The sequence below is a fragment of the Jeongeupia wiesaeckerbachi genome (assembly GCF_050916355.1).
GTDB classification, from domain to species: domain Bacteria; phylum Pseudomonadota; class Gammaproteobacteria; order Burkholderiales; family Chitinibacteraceae; genus Jeongeupia; species Jeongeupia wiesaeckerbachi.
In genome coordinates this window covers 1,639,583-1,663,414 of sequence record NZ_CP136946.1, presented here as the reverse complement: position 1 = coordinate 1,663,414, position 23,832 = coordinate 1,639,583, and the positions used below count along the sequence as shown (strand labels likewise).

The following is a 23,832-nucleotide window of genomic DNA, read 5'->3' as shown; positions in this document are numbered from 1 at the left end:
ATGGATTTCTCCTCGCTCATCACAGCGATGCCCGGCCTGGTTTCTGGCATGATGCTGACGCTGAAGCTCCTGGTGCTGGCGATCATCGGCGGTGTTGCGCTCGGTACCTTGCTGGCGCTGGCACGGCTGTCGCACAACAGGCTGCTGTCGAATCTGGCTGGCTTCTACGTCAACTACTTCCGTTCGATTCCGCTGCTGCTGGTCATCACCTGGTTCTACTTCGTGGTGCCCTTCATCATCGGCTGGCTGACCGGCACCAATGAACCGATCGGCGCGTTCTATTCGTGCCTGGTCGCGTTCATGATGTTCGAAGCGGCTTACTACTGCGAAATCGTCCGGGCCGGCATCCAGTCGATCTCCAAGGGCCAGGTCAACGCCGCGTACGCGCTCGGCATGAGCTACAGCCAGACGATGCGACTGGTGATCCTGCCGCAGGCCTTCCGCAAGATGACGCCGCTGCTGCTGCAGCAGTCGATCATCCTGTTCCAGGATACCTCGCTCGTCTACGCGGTCGGCCTGATGGACTTCCTGAACAGCGCCCGCTCCGGCGGCGACATCGTCGGTGAGCTGCACCAGTTCCTGCTCTTTGCCGGCCTCGTCTATTTCATTATCAGTTTCGGTGCTTCCACCCTGGTGAAGCGCCTGCAAAAGAGGTTGACCGTATGATCTCGATCAAGAACGTCAGCAAATGGTACGGTGACTTCCAGGTCCTGACCGATTGCACTACCGAAGTACAGAAAGGCGAAGTCGTCGTCGTCTGCGGCCCGTCGGGCTCGGGTAAATCGACGCTGATCAAGTGCGTCAACGGGCTGGAGCCGTTCCAGGCCGGCGACGTCATTGTCGACGGCATTTCGGTCGGCTCACCCAAGACCGACCTGCCCAAGCTGCGCTCGCGCGTCGGCATGGTGTTCCAGCACTTCGAACTGTTCCCGCATCTGTCGATCACCGACAATCTGGCGCTGGCGCAGATCAAGGTACTCGGCCGCAAGGAAGACGAAGCCAAGAAAAAAGGCCTGGCCCTGCTCGACCGCGTCGGCTTGTCGGCGCACGCTGCCAAATTCCCGGGCCAGCTCTCGGGTGGCCAGCAGCAGCGCGTCGCGATTGCCCGCGCACTGGCGATGGACCCGATCGCGATGCTGTTCGACGAGCCGACGTCGGCACTCGATCCGGAAATGATCAACGAAGTGCTCGACGTGATGGTGCAGCTGGCGCACGAAGGCATGACGATGATGTGCGTCACCCACGAAATGGGCTTTGCCCGCAAGGTCGCCAACCGGGTGATCTTCATGGATCAGGGCGCCATTGTCGAAGATGCCAACAAGGACGACTTCTTCGGCAGCCCGCGCAGCGAGCGTGCGCAGACCTTCCTGTCGAAGATTCTCCAGCACTGAGCCCGGTCTTGACGCCGGATCATCAAAGGCCGCAATTGCGGCCTTTTTCTACGCCCTCATTATTTGATTAATTTGTTAATTGTTGTGTTAACAATCTAAATAACCGGGCATATGATGGTTTCACTGATGCCGAAGTCATCGCGACCAAGGCGCCCCACATGGAGATATCATCATGCGCACATCGTTCAAACTCGCCCTTGCCGGTAGCCTGATTGCTTTCACCCAGTTCGCCAGCGCCGCAGCCATGCCGATGCAGCAGAGCATCGAGCTTCACCCCGCCCGCAGCAGTCATGTCGTGACGCAAGCTCAGCAGCACTCCGACAGCGGCCTGCAGCAGCTCGAACGGCTGCATCAGGACGCCGGCCCGGGTTCGATGGCAGGCTGATAAAAAACCGGGCATCGCCCGGTTTTTTATCAGACCTTGTTCGCCAGCCCCAGCCGCATCCACAGTTCGGCGACGCCGGCAGGTACCGCTTCACTGAAGTGAAAGCCCTGCAAATACTCGACGCCCAGCCCCTGCAGATAGCGCGCGGCATCCAGGCTCTCGACACCTTCGACCACCAGATCCAGCCCCAAGCCCTGGCCAAACTGGACGATGGCCTGCATGACGCGCCGCCCGGCCTCGGTATGCAGTCGCTGCGTGAACGACACGTCGACCTTCAGCCATTGCGCGCGCATCTCGTGCACCTGCGCCAACGATGAGTAACCGGTACCGAAATCGTCGATGGCGATCTGGAAACCGGCGCTGGCCAGTTGGCGCAGATGCTTGAGCTGCCGCGCGTAATCATTGAGTGCAGCCGACTCGGTGATCTCGATAATCACATCGTGCGGACGCAGCCGGTGCGCAGTGAGTCGCTCAACCAGCAAGGACACGAACACCGGTGAAAACAGCTGGCTGCGCGAGATATTCAGCATCAGCTTCTGCGTCAGGCCGGCGTCGCGCCACGCACGCAGCTGCGGAAAAGCCTGCTGCATCACCAGTTCGGACAACTCCTGAATCAGGCCGACCTTTTCGGCCATCGGCACGAACAGTTCCGGGCTGATCCAGCCATTCTGTTCGTCCTGCCAGCGTGCCAGCGCCTCGACCGCAATCACACCGCCATCGCGCGCCGAGACCACCGGCTGGTAAAACACGCCCAGACGCTCGCAGCGGATCGCCGCAGACAAACGCGATTGCAGCGCCACGTGCTCGCGCCCCAGCGCTTTCAGGTGCAGGATATCGCCGTAGAAACACACATTGTTCCGGCCCGCATGCTTGGCGTGGTACATCGTGTGATCGGCCGCCGAGAGCAGCTCTTCACCCGATTCGGCGTTGTCGGGAAACACCGCGAAGCCGCAACTGACCGACGGATGTGCCTCAAGTCCGTCGAGCATCACCGCTTCGCGCGCGGCATTGCGCAGCAGCTCGGCCATCGCGCGAATCTGCGTCGGGTCGGCCAGATCCGGCATCAGCACGACGAATTCATCGCCACCCCAGCGTGCCAGCAAGTCCTGCTCGCGCAGTACCGCCGACAGCCGCGTCGCCATGCTCGCCAGCAACTGGTCGCCGACGCGATGTCCGAACGCATCGTTGATCTGCTTGAAGTGATCCAGATCGATGAAGCCGAGTGCGACCTTGCGGTGCGACAGCCGCGCGTCGGCGATCGCCCGTGCCAGCGCGTCGTCGAGCATCAGCCGGTTCGGCAGGCGCGTCAGATCGTCGTACAGCGCCAGCCGGCTGATCTGCTGCTGATTCAGCTGCATCTCCGTCACATCGCGCAGCACCCCGCGCAGCGTCGCCGCACGGTCGGCCGCGGCGGGCAACGGCAGCAAACAGGCCTCGACCCAGATCAGCTCACCGCTTTCTCGATGCAACCTGAAACGCAGCGTGGCCGGCTCGGCGGCCGTCCGCGTCAGCACCGCTTGCACCGCGGCCACGTCCTGTTCGTGCACCCAATGCAGCAGCGGCATGCCGAAATCAGCGCCGATCAGCCGTGGATCAAGCCCGCGCAAACGCGCCCACGCCGCGCTGGCACGAACCAGATAGCCCTGGCGCGACAGATCGATCACCGCTTCGCCGAGCACCTGCAGCGTGTCGCCGAGTGCCTGCTGCTGCAAGGCCTCGAGCCGGCTGCTGCTGACGTCGCGCAGCAGTACCAGCACGCCATCCTGCGCCGGCCGCATCCGGCCTTCGAACCACACCGGGCCCTGCACTCCGTCCAAGCGGCATTCGACCGTTGCCGCCTCGCCCGCGAGCACCGAAGGCAGCTTGGCCACCAGCAGCGTTGCCAGTTCTGCGGGCAGCGCCTGCGTCAGCAGACGGCCTTCGAGCGCAGCGGCGTGCGGCATGACCGGATGCCCCGACCAGGCACGGACGATGGCGCCTTGTGCGGACAGTTCGAACACCATGTCGTCGGTCGCACCGACGAGCGCGGCCAGGCGGTCGCGCTCGGCACGCAAAGCGGCATCGACGTCGAGCCGCACCAAGCCTTGCGCCAGCTGCCGACCGAGCATGGTCAGCAGCGTCAGTTCGTCGTGGCTGCGTACCCGGGCCTCGTCTTCGTTGACGAACACCAGCAGGCCGAACGGCTCGCCGCGATCGAGCAGCGGCAGCGTAACGATGCGGCGCGCACCGATCCCGGCCAGCAGCATCTGCTCCGGAATCGGCAACTCGAGCAGCGAGCGCTGCAGCAACATGCCGACGGCCAGCGTGTCGGCCAGCAGCGGATGATCGCTCAGCCGCAGCGTGGTCATCGGCAAGAGCGACGCGTTGGCGTCAGGCGTTAACCAGTGTGCTTCCAGCCGGAGCCGCGGGCCGTCGCTGCGATACAGGCAAACGAGATCGGCCAGGCTCGCGTCGGCCAGCGCTTCGACCAGGGCTTCGAGGTCAGGTGCGTCAAAGCCGGCGAACTGGGCCACGACGCGATCGAACGCGTCAAAGTAGGCTTGCTGGCGGGCAAACGGTGCCGCAGCAGCGGAGAGCGCGGCAGGCGTCCAATCGGAGGAATGGGGCATGGGGTTCCATTGAAACACCCGGCCGAAGCCGGGTGTTTGTCATCATTCCTTCGGGGCCGGCGGCTCGATCACTTCGGACCAGCCGCATTCCTTTTGCGGGCACTTCTTCTCGACGCCGCGCCGTTTGGTCGTCTTGATCGTCAGCACCGGCCATTGGCATTGCGGGCAGGCTTCGGCGATCGGCGGATCCCACGTCGCGTAGGTGCAGTCCGGGTAGGTGCTGCACGAGTAGAACAACTTGCCGTAGCGGCTCTTCTTCTCTTTCAGCGTGCCCTTGTGGCAGGACGGGCATTCGACGCCGGTATCCTTCGGCGGCTCGAGCGGCTCGATATGCTTGCACTTCGGATAGGCCGAACAACCGATGAACTTGCCGTAGCGGCCCACCTTGATATGCAGTGCGCTGTCGCATTTCGGGCAGGTCCGGTCCGGCACAACCTCGGGCTCGACCGGCGCCGCATCGGCGTCGTCGCCGAGATTGCGGGTGTAATCGCATTCCGGATACGTGGTGCAGCCGATGAAGCGGCCCCGCTTGCCCAGCCGGATCGCCAGCTTGTTGCCGCACTTCGGGCAGTCTTCCTCGAGCTCTTCCTGCGTTACTTCCTTGCGCGACAGGCTTTGCTTTTCTTCGACCGTGCTATGGAAACGCTTCCAGAAATCATCAAGCACCGGCACCCATTCGCGCGAGCCGTTGGAGATTTCGTCGAGCTGGTCTTCGAGCTTGGCGGTGAAGTTGTAGTCGACGTACTGGGTGAAATGGTCGGTCAGGAACTTGTTGACCACTTCGCCGGTGTCGGTCGGAATGAAGCGCTTCTTGTCGAGGTCGACATACTCGCGGTCTTTCAGCGTCTTGATGATCGACGCGTAGGTCGACGGCCGGCCGATGCCGAACTCTTCCAGTGCCTTCACCAGGCTGGCTTCCGAATAACGCGGCGGCGGCTGGGTAAAGTGCTGCTCGCCGAAGACCTTGTCGACCGGCAGGACTTCGCCTTCGTCGAGCGCCGGCAGACGGGCTTCGTCCTCGTCGTCCTCGACATCGTCCTGGTCTTCCTGATACACGGCGATGAAGCCCGGGAACACCAGCGTCTGGCCCGAAGCACGGAACACGGCCTGCGCGCCGACTTCGATGTCGATGCCGACGGTATCGAACTTGGCCGGCGTCATCTGGCACGCCAGCGTGCGCTTCCAGATCATCTGGTAGAGCTTGAACTGGTCGGCGCTGAGGAAGGCCTTGACCGAGTCGGGCGTCCGCGCGATCGACGTCGGGCGCACCGCTTCGTGCGCCTCCTGGGCATTCTTGGACTTGTTCTTGTAGACGACCGCCTCTTTCGGCAGATAGTCCTTATCGAAGTTACCTTCGATGTATTCGCGGATGTCGGTCAGCGCTTCGTTCGACAGCGCCACCGCATCGGTACGCATATAGGTGATCAGACCGACGGTTTCGCCGCCAAGGTTGATACCTTCATACAGCTGCTGCGCGGTGCGCATCACCCGGTCGGTGGTCATGCCGAGCTTGCGCACACCTTCCTGTTGCAGTGTCGACGTGGTGAACGGCGCGGCCGGGCTGCGGGATTTCTTCTTCTTCTCGACCTTGGCGACACGCGCATCGGCGCCATCAAGCGCCTTGAGGATGTCGGCCTGCGTGGCCTCGTCGGGAATGTCGAACTGGTCGAGCTTCTTGCCCTGCCACTGCGACAAGCGGGCGCCAAACTTGGTCCGGCCCTTGTGGCTGTCGAGGTGGATGCTCCAGTATTCCTGCGCGGTAAACGCGCGGATTTCGATCTCGCGCTCGCAGATCAGCCGCAGCGCCGGGCTCTGCACGCGGCCGGCCGACAGGCCCGAACGGACCTTGCGCCACAACAGCGGCGACAGATTGAAACCGACGAGGTAATCGAGCGCGCTGCGCGCCTGCTGGGCGTTGACCAGATTGCTGTCGATGTCGCGCGGGTTGTCAATCGCGGCCTTGACCGCCGATTCGGTGATTTCGTGGAACACGACGCGCTTGAACGTCTTGGCCGGATCCAGCAGTTTCTTGCCCTTGAGGATCTCCATGATGTGCCAGGAGATCGCCTCGCCTTCGCGGTCCGGGTCAGATGCCAGATAGACGTGTTCGGCTTCTTTCACCGCAGCACAGATGGCGTCGACGTGCTTCTTGTTCTTGTCGATCACCTGATACTTCATCTTGAAGTCGTTTTCGGTGTCGACCGAACCGTCCTTGCGCACCAGACCGCGGACGTGACCGTAGGAGGCAAGGATCTGGAAGTCCTTGCCGAGGTACTTTTGCAGCGTCTTCGCCTTGGATGGCGATTCTACGATCAACAGATTGGCGGGCATGGCGGCCGATGCTCAAAAAAGTGGCGGATATTAGACCCGGTCTGCCTGCGAGGCAAGCGAGGCTTAATGCAGCGTCGCGCCGTCGCGACCGAAGAGGATCTCCTCGATCAGGAGGTTAGACAGTTCATCACGTTTGCGCCAGACGACCATCAGCACGATCAGCTTGAGCCGATCGGCCTCGACTTCGCCGGCGTCGTCGCGCAACACGCGATCGAGCACCAGTTCGCGCTCTTCGGGCGACAGCACCTTCGATGCTTCGAGCGAATGCCAGTAGGCAATCGCCTCGTCGCTCAGCTTGTGAGCTTCGATCGGATGCAGCATGCGCGGGCCGTCGATCGACAGCGCGGCGTAGGCGCCGACATCGAGCTGCGGCAGCTCGGACAGCCAGGCCAGCGCATCGCGAATCTCGTCGTCGTCAAAACCGGCGCCAGACAAACGGCGTGCCAGTTGCGGCATGTCCGGTTCGCCATCGGCGTCGTAGTACTGCTGAAAAAGGTAGGCGAGAACGTCGAGCATGCAATCCATCTGGGGCCGTTGCCGCACGATTCAAGCCAGCCGCTGATAGCGGCCGCCCGGTAACGTCGCGACACGGCCGGTCAATTCCAAGCCGAGCAGAATCGCGCACAGCCGCTCGACCGTCAAGCCGCTTCGTACCACCAGCGCATCAAGATCGGCCGGATCGTGGCCGAGCGCGCTGAGCACTGCGTCATCGGTGCCGGCCTCGAAAGGCAGCACCAGCGACTCGCTGACACGCCGCGGTGGCAGCAGGCGAGTCTGCCAATCGAGTTCGCCGAGCACATCATCGGCCGACTCGACCAGCTTGGCCCCGTCCTTGATCAGCCGATGGCAGCCGCGCGATTGCGGTGAATGGATCGAGCCCGGGATCGCGAACACCTCGCGCCCCAGTTCGACCGCCTGCCGGGCGGTAATCAGCGAACCGCTGCCGAGCGCGGCCTCGACCACCAACACACCGTGCGACAAGGCGGCGATCAGCCGGTTGCGGCGCGGGAAATGCTCGGCCTTTGGCGGCGCGCCGAGCGGGAATTCCGAAATCAGCAGCCCGTCTTCGGCAATCCGGTGCGCCAGCGCGCGGTTGCTGGCCGGGTAGACGCGATCGAGCCCGGTGCCGACGATCGCGACCGTCCTCCCTTCCCCGTCCAGGCCGCCCAGATGCGCGGCCGCATCGATGCCCGCCGCCAGCCCGCTGACAATGCCCAGCCCCGCGCCCGACAATGCCGCGGAAAATGCCTTGGCATTGTCGATCCCTTGCGGCGTGGCGCCACGGCTGCCGACGACGCCCAGCATCGTGCCTTGCAGCAGTGCGGTGCGTCCTTTCAGATAAAGCAGTACCGGCGGATCGGGCAGATCGAGCAAGCGGGCGGGATAGGCCGCGTCGCCGAGCGTGACCACGGCGGTCGCCGGTGTCGCCAGCCAAGCCAACGTCGCCTCGACCTGTGGCGATGGCGCAGCGGCGGCACACACCCACGCCGCCAGCAATCCATCCGGCAAATGCTCGCGCAGTGCGGCTTCGCCGGCCGCCAAGGCCCGGGCAGGCTCGCCGAAGGCCCGCAGCAACGCCAGCTGCCGGCGCGGCCCGACGCCGGGCACGGTCGCAAATCGCAGCCAGTCGGCGAGATCAGAATCGGCCATGACGGCTCCGAAATAAAACGGCCGCGCAATGCGCGGCCGTCAGGTTCATCCCATCGTTCAGCTCGGCGACTTCACGTCGTCGCCGACATTGACCGGCAAGGTGCTGTCGAGCAGCAGGCCGTAACTGAATTTCGGGAAAACGCGGTAGACGAACAGATTGCCGCTCTTTTCCGGCGGCGTGAAACGATCCGGCTCGGCGCTGCTTTCCTTCTTGATCAGCCGTTCGCGCTTGTAGGTATTCAGCACGGTGCCGATATCGACGCCGGCCTCGCTGCCGCGGTTGACCACGACCGTCGTGTACTGGCCCGCTTCGGCCACACCGCCGTAGGCCGAAACAACCCGGCCATTCAGCGGCTGCAGCGGCGCATGCGGCGCGTAGTTGATGAACGGCGCATCGGTGGCCCGGATCAGGCGGCTGCCGACGCCGATCTCTTCCCGCGTACTGACGACGCGCAAGGTTGAAACGTCGCCGTCCTTTTCCATGCGTACGTCGCCGAGGTAGTCGACCTGATAGCCGATCACGCGCTTGCCGTCCGGATCATCCGGGTCGGTCAGCGGCTGGCCGGGGCGGAATGCCTGCCAGGTATCGCCGGGCTCGCCCTTGAGGTCGACCGCGTAAATACGGTCGCCATTGGCGAACAGCACCCGCGAGTCAGGCCCGGCGGCCACGCGCGGCGCGGCCTTGAAGCTTTCCGGATCGATCACCAGCGGCTTGTTCAGGAAAGGCTCGATCGCCGCATATGGAATGCTCGGCGCCGCGCCGTTTTCGTCGATCTGCGTCGAACGCACGCGCGGCCCCACCTTAACCACGCCGCGGTTGGCGACCTTGTCGGACTTGAGCAGCTTCAGTCGCGGCGAATCGCCGGAGCGGTCGAGGATGACCACATCACCGGGGTAGATCCAGTGCGGGTTCTTGATTTCGTCCTTGTTCAGCTTCCAGATTTCGGGCCAGCGCCACGGCTGCTTGAGAAAATGGCCGGAGATGCCCCACAGCGTATCGCCCTTGACCACCACATAACGCTCCGGTGCGTCCTGCTGCAGCGCCAGTGTATCGGCCTGCACTGAACCAATGCCGGCGCCCAAGGCCAAAAGAAGCGATATAATCGTTTTACGCATGGTGGCGCTCGTCTCTGTTTAGTTTGAATCCAATCCTGGATTCTTTATTAAGCGATATGTAATGCCGGGCGATTGCCCTGAAAGCCAAACCGATTCCGATTCTGCATACAAACTTTTTCAGCCGCAAGCAATCATGGCCATTCTGAATATTCTGCACTACCCGGATGAACGACTGCATACCGTCGCCAAACCGGTCACGGTTTTTGACGAACATTTGCAACAGTTCGTCGCCGATATGGCGGAGACCATGTATGCCGCACCGGGCATCGGCCTGGCTGCGACACAGGTCGACGTGCACCAGCGCATCGTCGTCATCGACCTGTCGGAAACCAAGGACGAATTGCTCGTACTGATCAACCCGGAAATCACCGAGATGGACGGCAAGACGCGCTACGAGGAAGGCTGCCTGTCGGTACCGGGCATTTACGAAGAGGTCGAACGCGCCGAGCGCATCAAGGTGCGGGCCCAGCGCGTGAATGGCGAGCAATTCGAATTCGACGCCGACGAGCTGCTGGCGATTTGTGTCCAGCACGAACTCGATCATCTGAACGGCAAGGTCTTCGTCGAAAAGCTTTCCCGCCTCAAGCTCGACCGCATTATCCAGAAACTGAAAAAAAACCAGCGCAAGACGCTGTAACGGGGCCGAATGAAGATCGTTTTTGCCGGTACGCCGGACTTTGCCGCCAGCGCACTGCGCGCATTGATCGCCGCCGGTCACGAAGTTGTGATGGTACTGACCCAGCCGGACCGACCGTCCGGGCGCGGTATGAAACTCACGCCGTCGCCGGTCAAGCAGGTCGCGCTTGAACACGGCCTGCCCGTTTACCAACCGGAAAAACTGCGCACACCGGAGCAGCAGGCGCCTTTGCAGGACCTCGGCATCGATGTGATGGTCGTCGCGGCCTACGGGCTGATCCTGCCGCAAGCCGTGCTCGACCTGCCGCGCCTCGGCTGCCTGAACATCCACGCATCGCTGTTGCCGCGCTGGCGCGGCGCCGCGCCGATCCAGCGCGCCATCCTCGCCGGCGACACCGAAACCGGCATCACCATCATGCAGATGGACGCCGGGCTCGATACCGGCGACATGCTCAGCATCCACGTCACGCCGATCACCGCCGATGACAACGCGCAGAGCCTGCACGACAAGCTGGCGGTTCAGGGCGCAGACGCCATCGTCGCCGCACTCACCGGCCTGCCGGCGCTGCAGACCGCGCGTCGGGTACAGCCGCAAGACGGCGTCACCTACGCCGAGAAGCTGCAGAAGGACGAATCGCGCATCGACTGGCAACGCCCCGCGCAGGAGCTCGACCGGATGATCCGCGCCTTCAACCCGTTCCCGTCGGCGCAAACCGTGCTCGACGGCGCAGCGTTGAAAATATGGGCGGCGAAGCCGGTCGACGCCAGCGGTCAGGCCGGCACCGTGCTGGCCGCCGATCGTCACGGCATCGTCGTCGCTTGCGGCACAGGGGCGCTGTCGCTGACCACGCTGCAACTCGCCGGCGGCAAGCGGCTCGACGCCGCGGCCTTCCTTGCCGGTCGCCCGCTGTCGGCCGGAATCGTACTCGGCGATTGAATTTTCCGGCTGCGCCGCAATCACATCTGCAGTAGGGCAGTACGGCAACACCGTACTGCCCGTCACCACGCCCCTTACCTTTGCGAGACTCACTGATATGAACAATTGGCTCAAGACGACCATCCTGATGGCCGCCATCATGGCGCTGTTTGTTTTCATCGGCGGCCTCATCGGCGGCAAGAGCGGCATGCTGATGGCACTGCTGTTTGGCGGCGCGATGAATCTGTTCGCGTACTGGAACTCCGACAAGATGGTGCTGAAGATGTACAACGCCCATCAGGTCGACGCCCGGACCGCGCCGGAGCTTTACGGCATGGTGCAGGAGCTGGCGCAGCGTGCCGGCCTGCCGATGCCCAAGGTCTACGTAATCGACGAAGACCAGCCGAACGCCTTCGCCACCGGCCGCAATCCGGAAAACGCCGCCGTCGCGGCGACCACCGGCATCATGCGCGTGCTGTCGTACCGCGAGCTGCGCGGCGTCATGGCGCACGAACTCGCCCACGTCCAGCACCGCGACATCCTGATCTCGACGATCTCGGCAACGATGGCCGGTGCGATCTCGGCGCTGGCGAACTTCGCGATGTTCTTCGGCGGTCGTGACGAAAACGGTCGTTCGATCAACCCCATTGTCGGCATCCTGCTCGCCATCCTCGCGCCCCTCGCGGCCAGCGTGATCCAGATGGCGATCTCGCGCTCGCGCGAATTTGCCGCCGACGCCGGCGGTGCGCGCATCAGCGGCGACCCGCAGGCGCTGGCCGACGCGCTGCAGAAAATCGAGGCCTACGCCCGCGGCATTCCGATGCACGCCGCCGAAGCACACCCGGAAACGGCACAGATGATGATCATGAACCCGCTGACCGGCGGCGGCCTGTCCGACCTGTTCCGCACCCACCCGCAGACCGCGGATCGCGTCGCGCGCCTCTCCGCGATGGCGCGCGGCCAACTGCCGTATTGATACACACCGCCGGTTCGCACGACTGACGCAAGCCGCCGATCACCGATCGGCGCTTTCCAGCCAGCGTCCCGGCGCTCCCCCATAGCGGAACCCGATATGTACGCCACCCAGAAATACGCCACCCGCATCCTGTCCGCCGTCATGGCCGGCAAGACGCTGACCGACGCACTCGCCGAAGTCTGGCGCGCCGACCCCGAGCTCAAGCCGCAACAGCGCGGCGCCATCCAGGACGTGTGCTACGGCGCGCTGCGCCAGCTCGGCCTGCTCAACACCATGCTCGACACGCTGCTGTCCAAGCCGGTGCACGAAACCGAGCTGCGCGCGCTGCTGCTCGTCGGCATCTACCAGCTCAACTTCACCCGCGCCGCGCCGTATACCGTCGTCGACCACGCGGTGAAAGTCGCCGCCCATACCGGCACCGGCCAGGGCAAGGGCCTCGTCAACGCCATCCTGCGCAACTTCCTGCGTCGCCGCGACGAACTGGTCAAGGATGCCCGGCGCACCGATGCCGGCCACTGGTCGCATCCGGACTGGTGGATCGCCGCGATGCGCAAGGCCTACCCGAGCGCATGGCGCAGCGTGCTTGAACAATCCAACCAGCACCCGCCGATGACCTTGCGCGTCAACCGGCGCCAGGGCACGACCGACGCCTATCTGGCCGAACTCGCCGCCGTTGGCATCGACGCCCGCGCGCTCGACGACACGGCGATCCTGCTCACCCACCCGGTCGGCGTCGACAAGCTGCCGGGCTTTTTCGACGGCCGCGTGTCGGTACAGGACTGGGGCGCGCAGCACGCAGCGCGACTGCTCGACGTCCAGGCCGGCATGCGCGTGCTCGACGCCTGCGCGGCGCCGGGCGGCAAGACCGGGCATCTGCTCGAACTCGCCGACCTCGACCTGCTGGCGATCGACGTCGACGGCCAGCGGATGACGCGCGTCGACGACAACCTCAAACGCCTCGGTCTCAAGGCCACGCTCAGGGCCGGCGACGCCGCGGTGCCGAAGATCTGGTGGGACGGCCGGCCCTTTGACCGCATTCTGGCCGACGTACCCTGTTCGGCCACCGGCGTCGCGCGTCGCCACCCTGACATCAAGTGGTTGCGCCGCTACAACGATTTTGTCACTTTTTCGCAACAACAGCGGCAGATGCTCGATGCACTCTGGCCGCTCTTGGCACCCGGCGGCAAACTGGTCTACGCTACTTGCTCGATTTTCCCGGCCGAGAACAGCGCACAGGCCGAAGCCTTTGCCGCTCGTCATCCGGATGCCGAGCGATTGCCGCTAAGCGAAGGCCTTCCTCCCGACGGCCAACTGTTGCCGACCCCCGAGCACGATGGCTTCTACTACGCGCTTTTCCGCAAACGTCCTTAATGCCGTACTCGCGCTACTGCTGTGGCTCGCGGCCAGCATCGCCTTCGGCGATGGCATCCGCGCGCAGTCGGCCGGCGCCAGCTACGCCAGCAACCGGGTCGAACTGTCGGCCCGGTTTGCCGTGACCTTGAACCCCACGCTCGAAAACGCCCTCGCCAACGGCGTGTCGCTGCCCTTCGTCTACGAATTCCAGCTGACGCGGCCACGCGGCTATGCGCTGTACCGGCAGGTTGCCGACTGGTTCTCGCCAACCGCCGAACTCGGCTACCGGCTGTCCTACCACGCGATCTCGCGCCAGTACCGCCTGCACCTTGGCAGTTTCTACCGCAGCTTCACCACGCTCGACGAAGCACTGTCCGCGCTCGGCGTCGTCCGCGGCTGGAGCGTGCTCGCCGGCACCAGCATCGCCGACGACAAGAGCGATTTCGCCGGCAAGGTCAGGCTACGCCTCGACCTGTCGCAAATGCCCAAGCCCTTCCAGCTGTCGACGCTCGGCCAGAACGACTGGAAGCTTGAATCGCCCTGGGTCGATGTCGCCCCCGGCCGCGACGAAGGACGCGAATGAAGCGGCTGCTGCTGATCCTCGCGTCGGTCGCGACGATCCTGATTTTTCTGCTGGCCACCGCATCGGGCAATACCTCGGCGTTTTCGCAGTACTACACCGAGCTGCTGACGCTGAACGGCATCCTGTTGTTCGGACTGATCATCGTCGTCGGCGCACGGCTGTGGCAGCTGATCAAGCGTGTCCGCGCCAAGGTTTTCGGCTCGCGTTTGACGCTGCGACTGGTGCTGTCGTTTTCCTTGGTCGCGGTGCTGCCGGGTACGCTGGTGTACACCCTGTCGGTGCAGTTTCTCAACCGTTCGATCGAGAACTGGTTCAACGTCCGCGTCGACAACGCCCTCGATCGTGGCCTCAATCTCGGCCACAACGCGATCGACTATCAACTGACCGATCTTGTCCGCAAGGCACGGGTCATTTCGCTCGACGTCCATGACGAAACCGGTTCGGAACTGTTTTCCAGGCTGACCCGGCTGCGCGAACAGATCGGCGTGCAGGAAATCTCGCTGTTCGACGAACAGGGCAACACGGTCGCGCATATCGGCAACGAGAACGCCGGCCTCTTCCCCAATCTGCCCGAACGCTCGCTGCTGAGGCGGGCGCTGCGCGAGCCCGTCAGGCAGATCGAATCCACCGCCGACCAGGGGCTGATGATGCGCACGCTGGTGGCGATGCACGGCGCCGGCTTCGGCGAACGTGCGCGCATCCTGCAGCTGATGCAGCCCGTTCCCAAGCAGCTGGCCGACGACGCCGAGCTGGTCGAAAAGGTCCGCGCCGACTACAAGCAACTGTCTCAGGCCCGGCAGGGGCTAAAGCTGATCTTCAGCCTGACCCTGACGCTGGCGCTGCTGATGGCGCTGCTCGGCGCCCTGGCGCTGGCCATGTATCTGTCCGACAAGCTCTCGGCGCCGCTGTCGGTGCTGGCGGAGGCGACGCGCGCGGTGGCCTCGGGCGATTTGAGCCGGCGCCAGCCGGTGATCAGCCGCGACGAACTCGGCATTCTCACCCATTCGTTCAACCGGATGACACGGCAGCTGGCCGAAGCACGCACCTCGCTCGAAAAGCAGGAGGCGGCGCAGGCGGCCGGCAAGGTCTATCTCGAAGGCATACTCGGCTCGCTGTCGGCCGGCGTGCTGTCGTTCGACCGCGACTGGCGGCTGGCGTCGAACAACCAGAGCGCCTTGCGCATCCTCGGCGTCGATCCCCTGCGCGTCGAGACGATGCCGCTGCCCGAATGGCCCGATTGCTATCCGGCGCTGGCCGGCCTTTGCGATGAGGTCGCCCGCGGCTTTGCCAGCGACGAAGAACACTGGCAGCGCCAGGTCGAGATCGCCGAACAGAAACGCGTCCTCAACTTGCGCGGCACCCATCTGATGCTCGGCGACGAGGACAGCGGCTATCTGGTCGTCTTCGACGACATCACCGATCTGCTGTCCGCGCAGCGTGACGCGGCCTGGGGCGAAGTCGCCCGCCGACTGGCGCACGAGATCAAGAACCCGCTGACGCCGATCCAGCTGGCCGCCGAACGGATGGAGTTCAAGCTGGCCGATAAACTCGACACCGCCGGCGCCGAGCTGCTATCAAAGAATACGCAGACCATCGTCAAGCAGGTCGCCGCGCTCAAACAGATGGTCGACGCCTTCCGCGATTACGCGCGCAAACCGACCGGCAAGAAAAAAAATCTGGACTTACAGCAGTTGCTGGCCGAAGTACTGGTACTGTACGAGGCGGCGCCAGTCACCCGTATCGACAACGCCCACGAGCCGATGTTCGTCATGGGCGACGCGACGCAGTTGCGCCAGGTCATCCACAACTTGCTGCAAAACGCGCAGGATGCGATCGAGGCCAGCGAAGCCCGGCAAATTTGCGTGAAAACGGAAAAAGCCGATAAATTTGTTCGCTTAATAGTAGAAGACAGCGGTTCAGGCTTCCCCGGCGACTTACTGCCGCGGATTTTCGAGCCCTACGTGACCACCAAGCAAAAGGGCACGGGGCTGGGATTGGCCATCGTCAAGAAGCTCATCGAAGAGCATCACGGCCGGATCACGGCCGGAAACCGCGACAGCGGCGGCGCGTTCGTCAGGATCGAACTGCCGCTCACGGAGGAAACAAGTGGGTAGTCAGGATATTTTGGTCGTCGACGACGAGGTTGGCATTCGCGAACTCTTGTCCGAGATTCTGCAAGACGAAGGCTATAGCGTTGCAGTGGCGGAAAACGCCGAAGCGGCGCGCAAGCTCCGCAATCAGGCACAACCGCGGCTGGTGCTGCTCGATATCTGGATGCCGGATACCGACGGCGTGACGCTGCTGAAGGAATGGGCCCGCAACGGCCAGCTCACGATGCCGGTCGTCATGATGTCGGGGCATGCCACCATCGATACCGCGGTCGAAGCCACCCGGATCGGTGCGCTCGATTTCCTCGAGAAACCGATCGGCCTGCAAAAACTGCTCGCCACGGTCAAACGCGCGCTGTCGCAACCGGTCGAAGCCACCAAGCCGCTGCCGACGCTGGCCCGCCTTGGCGAAGCCGAAGTCGTGCGCGAGCTGAACCGCGTGCTCGATACTGCCCGCGGCCAGGCGTCGCCAGTGCTGCTGGTCGGCGCACCGGGCGTCGGTTTCGAAATCTGCGCCCGCTACCTCGCCGCGCCGAACCAGCCTTTCGTTGCGCCGCTGTCGAACGAAGACATCGCCGTCGCGCCGCTCGAGCTCGTCAACAAGGCAACCGGCGGCACGCTGTTCCTGCGCGACATCGCCTACCTCGACCGCCGTGCTCAAGCCGGTCTGCGGACCTTGCTCGGCAAGCTCGATAAACAGAAGGTCCGGCTGGTCTCGGCATCGAGCAAGCCGCTCGACCAGCTCGCCGGCCAGCTCGACCCGGAACTGCTGAACGCGCTGTCACAACTGATCGTGCCGGTACCGCGCCTCAAGGATCACCGCGAAGACATCGCCCGGCTGGCCGAAAACCTGCTGGCCGAAACCGTCGCCACCAACAAGCTCGGTCCGCGACGCTTCAGCCAGGCGGCCTTGCAGCTGCTGGCGCAGCAGGAATGGCCGGGCAACCTCGACGAGCTCGCCAACGTCGTCAAGAGCCTGGCGCTGACCAGCCGTGACGGCGACATCGACATCACGCCGGTCTCCCGCATCCTGTCGCAGTTCGCGCCGGGCGGCGAGAGCATCGTCGCGCTGCCGCAAGCGGCCCCGCCGCCGCTGCCGATGCTCGATCTTGCACTGCCGCTGCGCGAAGCACGCGATCAGTTCGAGAAGTACTACCTCGAACGCCATATCGAGCTGTCCGGCGGCAATATGAGCCGGGTTGCCGAGAAAATCGGCCTTGAGCGGACCCACCTGTACCGCAAGCTCAAGTCGCTCGGCATCCAGATGCCGAAGAAGAACCGGCCCGCCAGCGAAAGCTGAAACCGGGGTTGTACTGCACGATACTGAACGCAGCCGCTCGCGGCTGCGTTCAGCGTTTCAGCGTTACCTGCAAGGATAGAACGTGTCCAACATCCTCATTCTCGGTGCCGGCCGCGTCGGCGCTTCGGTCGCCGAACAGCTGGTGCAGGAGCACTACCACGTCACCATCGTCGACGAGCATGCCGCCAACCTGAAAGGACTGCAGGACCGGCTTGATCTGCGCACGCTGGTCGGCAATGCCGCCAGCCCGGCGGTGCTCGAAGCGGCCGGCGCGCGCGACGCCGATCTGCTGCTGGCGGTCACGCCCAGCGACGAGGTCAATATGGTCGCGTGCAAGCTGGCCCACGAACTCTTCAACGTCCCGACCCGGCTCGGCCGGGTCCGCAATCCAGACATCCTGGCCCGGCCCGAGCTGTTCGACCACGGCAACTTCGCCATCGATCACGTGATCACGCCGGCGCAGATCGTCACCGACTATCTGGTCAGCCTGGTTGAAACGCCCGAAGCGCTGCAAGTGCTCGACTTCGCCGACGGCAAGGCGCAGATGGTCGTCGTCCGGGTCGAGGCCGACGCGCCGATGCAGGGCAAGACGCTATCGGGACTGTGCCAGCGACTGCCGAACGTCGACAGCCGCGTCGTCGGCATCTATCGCCGCAATCGCTACATCCGCCCCGACGGCGACAGCGTGCTCGAAGTCGGCGACGAGGTCTTCGTGCTCGCCGCCAGCAAGCACATGCGCCGGGTGATCCGCGAACTGCACGGCGAAGAGCGCAAGATCCGCCGGATCATGATCGCCGGCGGCGGCAATGTCGGCTTCCGGCTCGCGCAGTCCTTGCAGGACGACTATCAGGTCAAGCTGATCGAATCGAACCCGGAGCGGGCCGCCTGGCTCGCCGAAGCGCTACCGAACACACTGGTGCTCGGCGGCGATGCGACCGACGAAACGCTGTTCGACGCCGAGCAGATCGATCGCACCGACCTCTATCTGGCGCTGACCAGCGACGACGAAGACAACATCATGTCGGGGTTGCTGGCCAAGCAGATGGGCGCGCGCAAGGTCATCGCCATCATCAACCGCTCGCGCTACGTCGGCCTGCTGCAGGGCAGCCGCATCGACGTGGCGCTGTCGCCGGCACAGGCGACGATCGGCTCGCTGCTGGCGCGCGTACGGCGCGGCGACATCGTCGCCGTGCACAGCCTGCGCCGCGGCGCGGCCGAAGCACTCGAACTGATCGCCCACGGCAAGCGGGCGACGTCGCGCGTCGTCGGCCGGCGCATCGAGGAGCTGAATCTGCCGGCCGGGCTGTACATTGCGGCGCTGATCCGCGGCGACGAAGTGTTGATGGCCCATCACGACACGGTGATCGAGGCCGAGGATCACGTCATCGTCTTCGTCGACAAGAAGCGCGGCATCCGCGAGGTCGAGCAGCTGTTCGCGGTCAAGCTGGGGTTCCTCTGATGCGCCGGCGCACCGCAAACGGCCCGGCGCTGATGGCCTTGCCGGCCGGCATTTCGGCGGCGCTGCGGGTGCTGCCGGTGGTGAACGTGCTGGCCAAGGTCGCACTGCTGTTCTCGTTCACGATGCTGGTGCCCATCGCCACCGCGCTCTACTTCGACGATGCCGCGCTGTGGCACTTCATCGATGCGCTTGCCGGGCTGACGACGCTGAGCCTGATCGCGATCGTGCTGACCCGGCGCTTCCGGCGTGAACTCAAGGTCCGCGACGGCTTCATCCTCGTCGTCGGGCTGTGGACGCTGTTGCCGGCGGTGGCCATGGTGCCGCTGCTGTTCCAGATGCCGGACATCCGCATTTCGGTTGCCTACTTCGAAGCGATTTCAGCGTTGACGACGACCGGCGCCACCGCGCTGTCCGGGCTCGAACATCTGCCGCCGTCGATCAATCTGTGGCGTCACCAGCTCAACTGGATCGGCGGTCTCGGGATCATCGTGCTGGCCGTGGCAATCCTGCCGATGCTCGGTGTCGGCGGCATGCAGCTGGTCAAGGCCGAAACGCCGGGGCCGATCAAGGATGCCAAGCTGACGCCGCGCATCCGCGAAACCGCGCGCAATCTGTGGTTGATCTATGCCGCGTTGACGCTCGCCTGCGCGCTGATGCTGCGTTACGTCGGCGGCATGCGCTGGTTCGACGCGGTCTGCCATGCACTGTCGGCGATGAGCCTCGGCGGCTTCTCGACCTACGACAACAGCGTCGGCCAGTTCAATTCGCCGGTGGTCGAGGCCATCCTGATCGGCTTCATGCTGATTGCCGCGACCAACTTCGCCACCCACTACCTCGCGCTGACCAACCGCAGCCTGAAGCGTTACTGGCTCGACTCCGAATTCAAGGCAATGCTGTTGCTGCTGCTGTTCAGCGCGCTCGGCCTCGCCGGCTACCTCGTCTGGCAGCACACCTACGACGATTACCTGACCAGCCTGCGCATGGTGCTGTTCAACCTGGTGTCGATCTCGACCGGCAGCGGTTATGCCAGCACCGACTTCGGCCAATGGCCGATTTTCGTCCCGCTGTGGATGCTGTTCCTGTCCGGCGTCGCCGCGTGCTCCGGGTCCACCGGCGGCGGGATCAAGATGATCCGGACCATCATCCTCGTCCGTGGCGCCAGCCGGCAGTTCACCACGCTGCTGCATCCGAATGCGGTACGGCCGCTGCGGGTCAACGGCGTCGGCATCCCCGACCCGGTCGTCTTTGCCGTGCTCGGCTTCATCTTCCTGTACTTCATGAGCGCGGTGGTGCTGACCTTCGCGCTGCTGGCGACCGGGCTCGACTTCGTTTCGAGCTTCTCGGCGGTGATGGCCTGCCTCAACAACGCCGGTCCGGGCCTGGGCGTCATCGGCCCGGCCTCGAACTACGGCGTCCTTGAAGATCTGCAACTGTGGCTGTGCGCGCTGGCAATGCTGCTTGGCCGGCTCGAGGTCTTTTCGGTGCTGGTGCTGTTCACACCGGCTTTCTGGCGCAACTGAGTGCATCCGATTCGCGACGACGGCCGTATGTCGTAGCAGGGACGCAATGCAGCACCCGCAGCAGGGCGATCCCGATCGGAGAACCATCATGCGTACACTGAAAACCCTTGCAGCGACCCTCGCACTTGCCCTCGGCCTTGGCACGATCGCCTGGGCGGCCGACGACACGGATCACTCGGGCGGTCTGGCCCAAAGCAACTGGCTGCAGAAGCAGGCCGGCCCCGGCAGCAATGCGGGCGGTGGCGGCAGCAATGCGGGCAGCAGCAACCGCTGACCCCTTCCTGCAACGCCGGGGACGTCGATATACTCGCGATATGGACGTCTTCATCACCGGCTTTCTGCTGTCGCTCTCCCTGTGCTTGGACATCGGCATCGTCAATGTGGCGATGATCGATTCAAGCCTCAAACACGGCATGCGCTCGGGCCTGCTCGTCGGGCTGGGATCGTGCTTCGGCGATCTGGTCTACGCCATCCTGTCGCTGGTCGGCATGAGCATCCTGCTGCAGTTCAAGGCGGTGCAGTGGATCACCTGGCTGGTCGGCGGCACGCTGATGCTGTGGCTGGCGGCGAAGATGGCGCGCGAGGCCTGGCGCTCGGCCAAGCAGCCGGCACAATCGACCGACACGACGTCCAGACCGCATTCGCGCCAGCTGTTCAATCGCGGCCTGATGCTGGCACTGGCTTCGCCCTCGTCGATTCTGTGGTTTGCCGCGGTCGGCGGCGCGCTGATCGCCAACGCCACCGACGGTAGCGCCGGCTCGGCGGCACGCTTCCTCTGCGGCTTTTTCGCTGGCGGACTGGCGTGGAGCAGCTTCATCGTCACGACCGCCCACCATGGCGGGCGCACGCTCGGCCCGCGCTTCATCCAGGGCTGCCACCTCGTCTCGGCGGCGCTCTATCTCTATTTCGCGGTGCTCGTGCTCGGCAACGGCGCACGCACCCTGCTGTAGCCATCGCCAAAACACGCGTGCGACTCGGCGGCGCATCGTACGACGCGGTACGCCTGCTTGCCGCGACCCACTTCCAAGCCCGCAACTGAACGTGGACGCGACCGGCGTTCAGGCGGGCGCAATCTCGGTACGGCTCTTGCCGCTGTGCTTGGCGCGGTACAGCGCCTCATCGGCGCGCAGCAGCAGCGCCCGGCCATTTTCGTCGGGGCGCAGCTGGGCGATTCCGGTCGAGAAGCTCACCTCGATCCGCTGGCCCTTGTGCAGGAATGGCGTCCGGCCGGCGACGGTACGCAAGCGGTCAATGACGTAGCTGGCACCGTTGACGTCGGTATCGCTCAGCAGGATCAGGAACTCCTCGCCGCCGTAACGGACCAGCAGATCATTCTCCCGCAGCACCACCCGGGTCAGATTGGCCATGTGAACCAGGACCTGATCGCCGACCAGATGACCGTGCGCGTCGTTGATCTGCTTGAAGTCGTCGAGATCGAAGATCACCGCGGTCAGCTGGTTGCCGCTGCGCAATGCCTGCTTCACCTCGCGCGCCAGATGATGATCGAGCCCCTGGCGGTTGAACGTTCCGGTCAGCGCATCCTGTTCGAGCATCCGGCGATTGAAGGCCAGATCCTGCTCGATATGCCGGACCGAATCGCGGATCGACTGCAGATCGCTGTGCGACGTCGACACGGTCGAATGGATCGAGTTGGTCGACGTAATCACGCGATCGAGCAGATCGGCGAGCGTGCTGTGCGTTTCCTCGACGCTGACCCGCCGCGCCGCATGGGCGTCGCGTGCATGCTTCAGCTGTCCCAGGCTGGCCAGCATCGCGCCGCGCTCGCTGTCCAGCGTCTCGATCAGCTGCTGCATCGCCTCACTTGCCTCGCCCACCGCCTCGTCGACCTGGCACAACACCTGCCACGCCTGCTGTAATTCTTCCGGCGCCTTGGTCTGTGGCGACTTGATCGTGACAATCGCGTTGTAGAATTGCGCATAGTTGTCCGGCGTCGGCGGCAAGCCGCGCTCGGACAGGCGCTTCAGTGCAATTCGGGCGACTTCGACCGGGCTCTCCGGCGGCGTTATGCTCATGTTCTTTTTGGCTTTTCTCGTTCAAGTGGGCGACGGAATTGTACGCGAACTGCATCAAGTCGCACCATCCGTCAACACCCAAAGGGCTTTCCATGCATATTCACATTCTGGGCATTTGCGGCACCTTCATGGGCGGCGTCGCCGCGCTCGCGCGTGCCGCCGGCCACACCGTCACCGGTTGCGATGCCGGTGTTTACCCGCCGATGTCGACCCAGCTCGAAGCGCTGGGCATCGAGCTGATCGAAGGCTGGGACGCGTCGCAACTGCAACTCGGCGCCGACCTCTACGTCGTCGGCAACGTCGTCAAACGCGGCAATCCGCTGATGGAAGCCATCCTCGACGCCGGCCTGCCCTATACCAGCGGCCCGGAATGGCTGCGCGACCATATCCTTGCGGATAAATGGGTGCTCGCCGTCGCCGGCACGCACGGCAAGACCACGACCAGCGGCATGCTGGCATGGATACTCGAAGACGCCGGGCTCGCACCGGGCTTCCTCGTCGGCGGCGTGCCGGAGAACTTCGGCATCTCGGCACGGCTGCCGGGCAAACCGGCGCAGGATCCGGCCAGTACCTCGCCGTTCTTCGTCATTGAAGCAGATGAATATGACACGGCGTTTTTCGACAAGCGCAGCAAGTTCGTCCACTACCGGCCGCGCACGGCGATCCTCAACAACCTCGAGTTCGACCACGCGGACATCTTCGCCGATCTGGCGGCGATCGAAACCCAATTCCACCATCTGGTGCGGACCGTACCCGGCAACGGCCGACTGGTCGTCAACGGTCGTGAAGCCAGTCTCGACCGTGTACTCGAACGCGGTTGCTGGACACCGGCCGAGCGTTTCGGCGCCGACACCGGCTGGGCCATCGGCGCCGTTTACGCCGACGGCTTCGAGGTGAGGCTGAACGGCGAATCGCAAGGCCGGCTGGTCTGGTCGCTGCTCGGCGAACACAACGCGCTGAACGCGCTGGCCGCAATCGCCGCGGCTCGTCACGTCGGTGTCACGCCCGACGTCGCCATCGACGCGCTGTCGCGCTTCCAGAACGTCAAGCGCCGGATGGAAATCAGGGGTGAAGCCAACGGCGTCACCGTCTACGACGATTTTGCCCATCACCCGACGGCGATCGCGACCACCGTCGCCGGCCTGCGCCACAAGGTCGGCAGTGCGCGGATCCTGGCGGTGCTCGAACCGCGTTCGAACACGATGAAGCTCGGCACGATGAAGGCCGCCCTGCCCGCTTCGCTGGCCGGCGCCGACGCGGTGTTCTGCTACAACGCCAACCTCGGCTGGGACCCGGCCGAAGCGCTGACGCCGCTTGGTGCCAAGGCGCAAACGTTCACCGACCTCGACGCGCTGGTCGCGGCGGTGGTGCAACTGGCGCGTCCGGGTGATCAGGTGCTGGTGATGAGCAACGGCGGCTTCGGCGGCGTCCACGGCAAGCTGCTCGCGGCGCTGGCCGGAGTGTGA

Annotated in this window: 21 protein-coding genes; 15 read left to right on the top strand and 6 right to left on the bottom strand. The window is 64.3% G+C overall.

Annotated features, from left to right (window positions below):
- From R0382_RS08085 to R0382_RS08075, 3 genes are all read left to right on the top strand, one after another.
- Complete coding sequence (locus tag R0382_RS08085) at positions 1–666, top strand: amino acid ABC transporter permease (RefSeq protein ID WP_432723747.1); 666 nt, start codon at positions 1–3, stop codon at positions 664–666.
- Positions 663–1,391 carry an amino acid ABC transporter ATP-binding protein gene (locus tag R0382_RS08080; RefSeq protein WP_432723745.1) on the top strand — a complete coding sequence of 243 codons (729 nt, stop codon included), beginning with the start codon at positions 663–665 and terminating at the stop codon, positions 1,389–1,391. Before R0382_RS08085 ends, R0382_RS08080 begins: the two co-directional genes overlap by 4 nt.
- Positions 1,392–1,563: 172 nt before the next feature.
- The gene (locus R0382_RS08075; protein ID WP_432723743.1) at positions 1,564–1,776 is read left to right on the top strand and encodes a hypothetical protein; all 213 of its coding nucleotides are present in this window, start codon (positions 1,564–1,566) and stop codon (positions 1,774–1,776) included.
- 29 nt (positions 1,777–1,805) lie between these two features.
- On the opposite strand, the gene R0382_RS08070 is transcribed toward R0382_RS08075, so the two are convergent.
- The 5 genes from R0382_RS08070 to R0382_RS08050 all read right to left on the bottom strand — a co-directional run bounded on the left by R0382_RS08070 (position 1,806) and on the right by R0382_RS08050 (position 9,482).
- Complete coding sequence (locus R0382_RS08070; protein WP_432723741.1) at positions 1,806–4,385, bottom strand: EAL domain-containing protein; 2,580 nt, start codon at positions 4,383–4,385, stop codon at positions 1,806–1,808.
- A 42-nt stretch (positions 4,386–4,427) separates the two neighbouring features.
- The gene (topA, locus tag R0382_RS08065) at positions 4,428–6,716 is read right to left on the bottom strand and encodes a type I DNA topoisomerase (protein ID WP_432723739.1); all 2,289 of its coding nucleotides are present in this window, start codon (positions 6,714–6,716) and stop codon (positions 4,428–4,430) included.
- Between the two features lie 63 nt (positions 6,717–6,779).
- Positions 6,780–7,232: a DUF494 family protein gene (locus R0382_RS08060; RefSeq protein WP_432723737.1), complete on the bottom strand. Its 453-nt coding sequence runs from the start codon at positions 7,230–7,232 to the stop codon at positions 6,780–6,782.
- Positions 7,233–7,262: 30 nt separating this feature from the next.
- Positions 7,263–8,366: a DNA-processing protein DprA gene (gene dprA / locus R0382_RS08055; protein WP_432723735.1), complete on the bottom strand. Its 1,104-nt coding sequence runs from the start codon at positions 8,364–8,366 to the stop codon at positions 7,263–7,265.
- 57 nt (positions 8,367–8,423) lie between these two features.
- Positions 8,424–9,482 carry a LysM peptidoglycan-binding domain-containing protein gene (locus tag R0382_RS08050; RefSeq protein WP_432723733.1) on the bottom strand — a complete coding sequence of 353 codons (1,059 nt, stop codon included), beginning with the start codon at positions 9,480–9,482 and terminating at the stop codon, positions 8,424–8,426.
- 133 nt (positions 9,483–9,615) lie between these two features.
- Between R0382_RS08050 and def the strand changes: the two genes are divergently transcribed.
- The 11 genes from def to R0382_RS07995 all read left to right on the top strand — a co-directional run bounded on the left by def (position 9,616) and on the right by R0382_RS07995 (position 21,283).
- Positions 9,616–10,119, top strand: a complete 504-nt coding sequence (def, locus tag R0382_RS08045) for a peptide deformylase (RefSeq protein ID WP_189461652.1) — start codon at positions 9,616–9,618, stop codon at positions 10,117–10,119.
- A gap of 9 nt (positions 10,120–10,128) precedes the next feature.
- Complete coding sequence (fmt, locus tag R0382_RS08040) at positions 10,129–11,055, top strand: methionyl-tRNA formyltransferase (protein ID WP_432723731.1); 927 nt, start codon at positions 10,129–10,131, stop codon at positions 11,053–11,055.
- A gap of 97 nt (positions 11,056–11,152) precedes the next feature.
- Entirely contained in the window at positions 11,153–12,010 is an 858-nt protein-coding gene (gene htpX, locus R0382_RS08035) for a zinc metalloprotease HtpX (protein ID WP_432723729.1), read from the top strand.
- A gap of 96 nt (positions 12,011–12,106) precedes the next feature.
- Positions 12,107–13,381, top strand: coding sequence for a 16S rRNA (cytosine(967)-C(5))-methyltransferase RsmB (gene rsmB / locus R0382_RS08030; protein WP_432723727.1), 1,275 nt, complete (start codon positions 12,107–12,109; stop codon positions 13,379–13,381).
- Entirely contained in the window at positions 13,344–13,946 is a 603-nt protein-coding gene (locus tag R0382_RS08025; protein ID WP_432723725.1) for a DUF4390 domain-containing protein, read from the top strand. The genes rsmB and R0382_RS08025 overlap by 38 nt, the downstream gene beginning before the upstream one ends.
- Complete coding sequence (locus R0382_RS08020) at positions 13,943–16,060, top strand: ATP-binding protein (protein WP_432723723.1); 2,118 nt, start codon at positions 13,943–13,945, stop codon at positions 16,058–16,060. The genes R0382_RS08025 and R0382_RS08020 overlap by 4 nt, the downstream gene beginning before the upstream one ends.
- Positions 16,053–17,354: a sigma-54-dependent transcriptional regulator gene (locus tag R0382_RS08015; RefSeq protein WP_432723721.1), complete on the top strand. Its 1,302-nt coding sequence runs from the start codon at positions 16,053–16,055 to the stop codon at positions 17,352–17,354. Before R0382_RS08020 ends, R0382_RS08015 begins: the two co-directional genes overlap by 8 nt.
- An 82-nt stretch (positions 17,355–17,436) precedes the next feature.
- Positions 17,437–18,813 (top strand): Trk system potassium transporter TrkA, encoded by a 1,377-nt coding sequence (gene trkA / locus R0382_RS08010; RefSeq protein WP_432723719.1) that lies wholly within the window; start codon positions 17,437–17,439, stop codon positions 18,811–18,813.
- Positions 18,814–18,845: 32 nt separating this feature from the next.
- Positions 18,846–20,333 (top strand): TrkH family potassium uptake protein, encoded by a 1,488-nt coding sequence (locus R0382_RS08005; RefSeq protein ID WP_432724143.1) that lies wholly within the window; start codon positions 18,846–18,848, stop codon positions 20,331–20,333.
- Positions 20,334–20,421: 88 nt separating this feature from the next.
- Entirely contained in the window at positions 20,422–20,607 is a 186-nt protein-coding gene (locus tag R0382_RS08000; RefSeq protein ID WP_432723717.1) for a hypothetical protein, read from the top strand.
- A gap of 40 nt (positions 20,608–20,647) precedes the next feature.
- On the top strand, positions 20,648–21,283 hold the full coding sequence (locus tag R0382_RS07995; protein ID WP_432723715.1) for a LysE family translocator: 636 nt from the start codon (positions 20,648–20,650) through the stop codon (positions 21,281–21,283).
- A gap of 108 nt (positions 21,284–21,391) precedes the next feature.
- Here R0382_RS07995 and R0382_RS07990 read toward each other — a convergent pair whose 3' ends face one another.
- Positions 21,392–22,366 carry a GGDEF domain-containing protein gene (locus tag R0382_RS07990; RefSeq protein WP_432723713.1) on the bottom strand — a complete coding sequence of 325 codons (975 nt, stop codon included), beginning with the start codon at positions 22,364–22,366 and terminating at the stop codon, positions 21,392–21,394.
- Between the two features lie 92 nt (positions 22,367–22,458).
- On the opposite strand from R0382_RS07990, the gene mpl reads away from it, so the two are divergent.
- A complete protein-coding gene (mpl, locus tag R0382_RS07985; protein WP_432723711.1) occupies positions 22,459–23,832 on the top strand; it encodes a UDP-N-acetylmuramate:L-alanyl-gamma-D-glutamyl-meso-diaminopimelate ligase in 1,374 nt (457 codons plus the stop codon).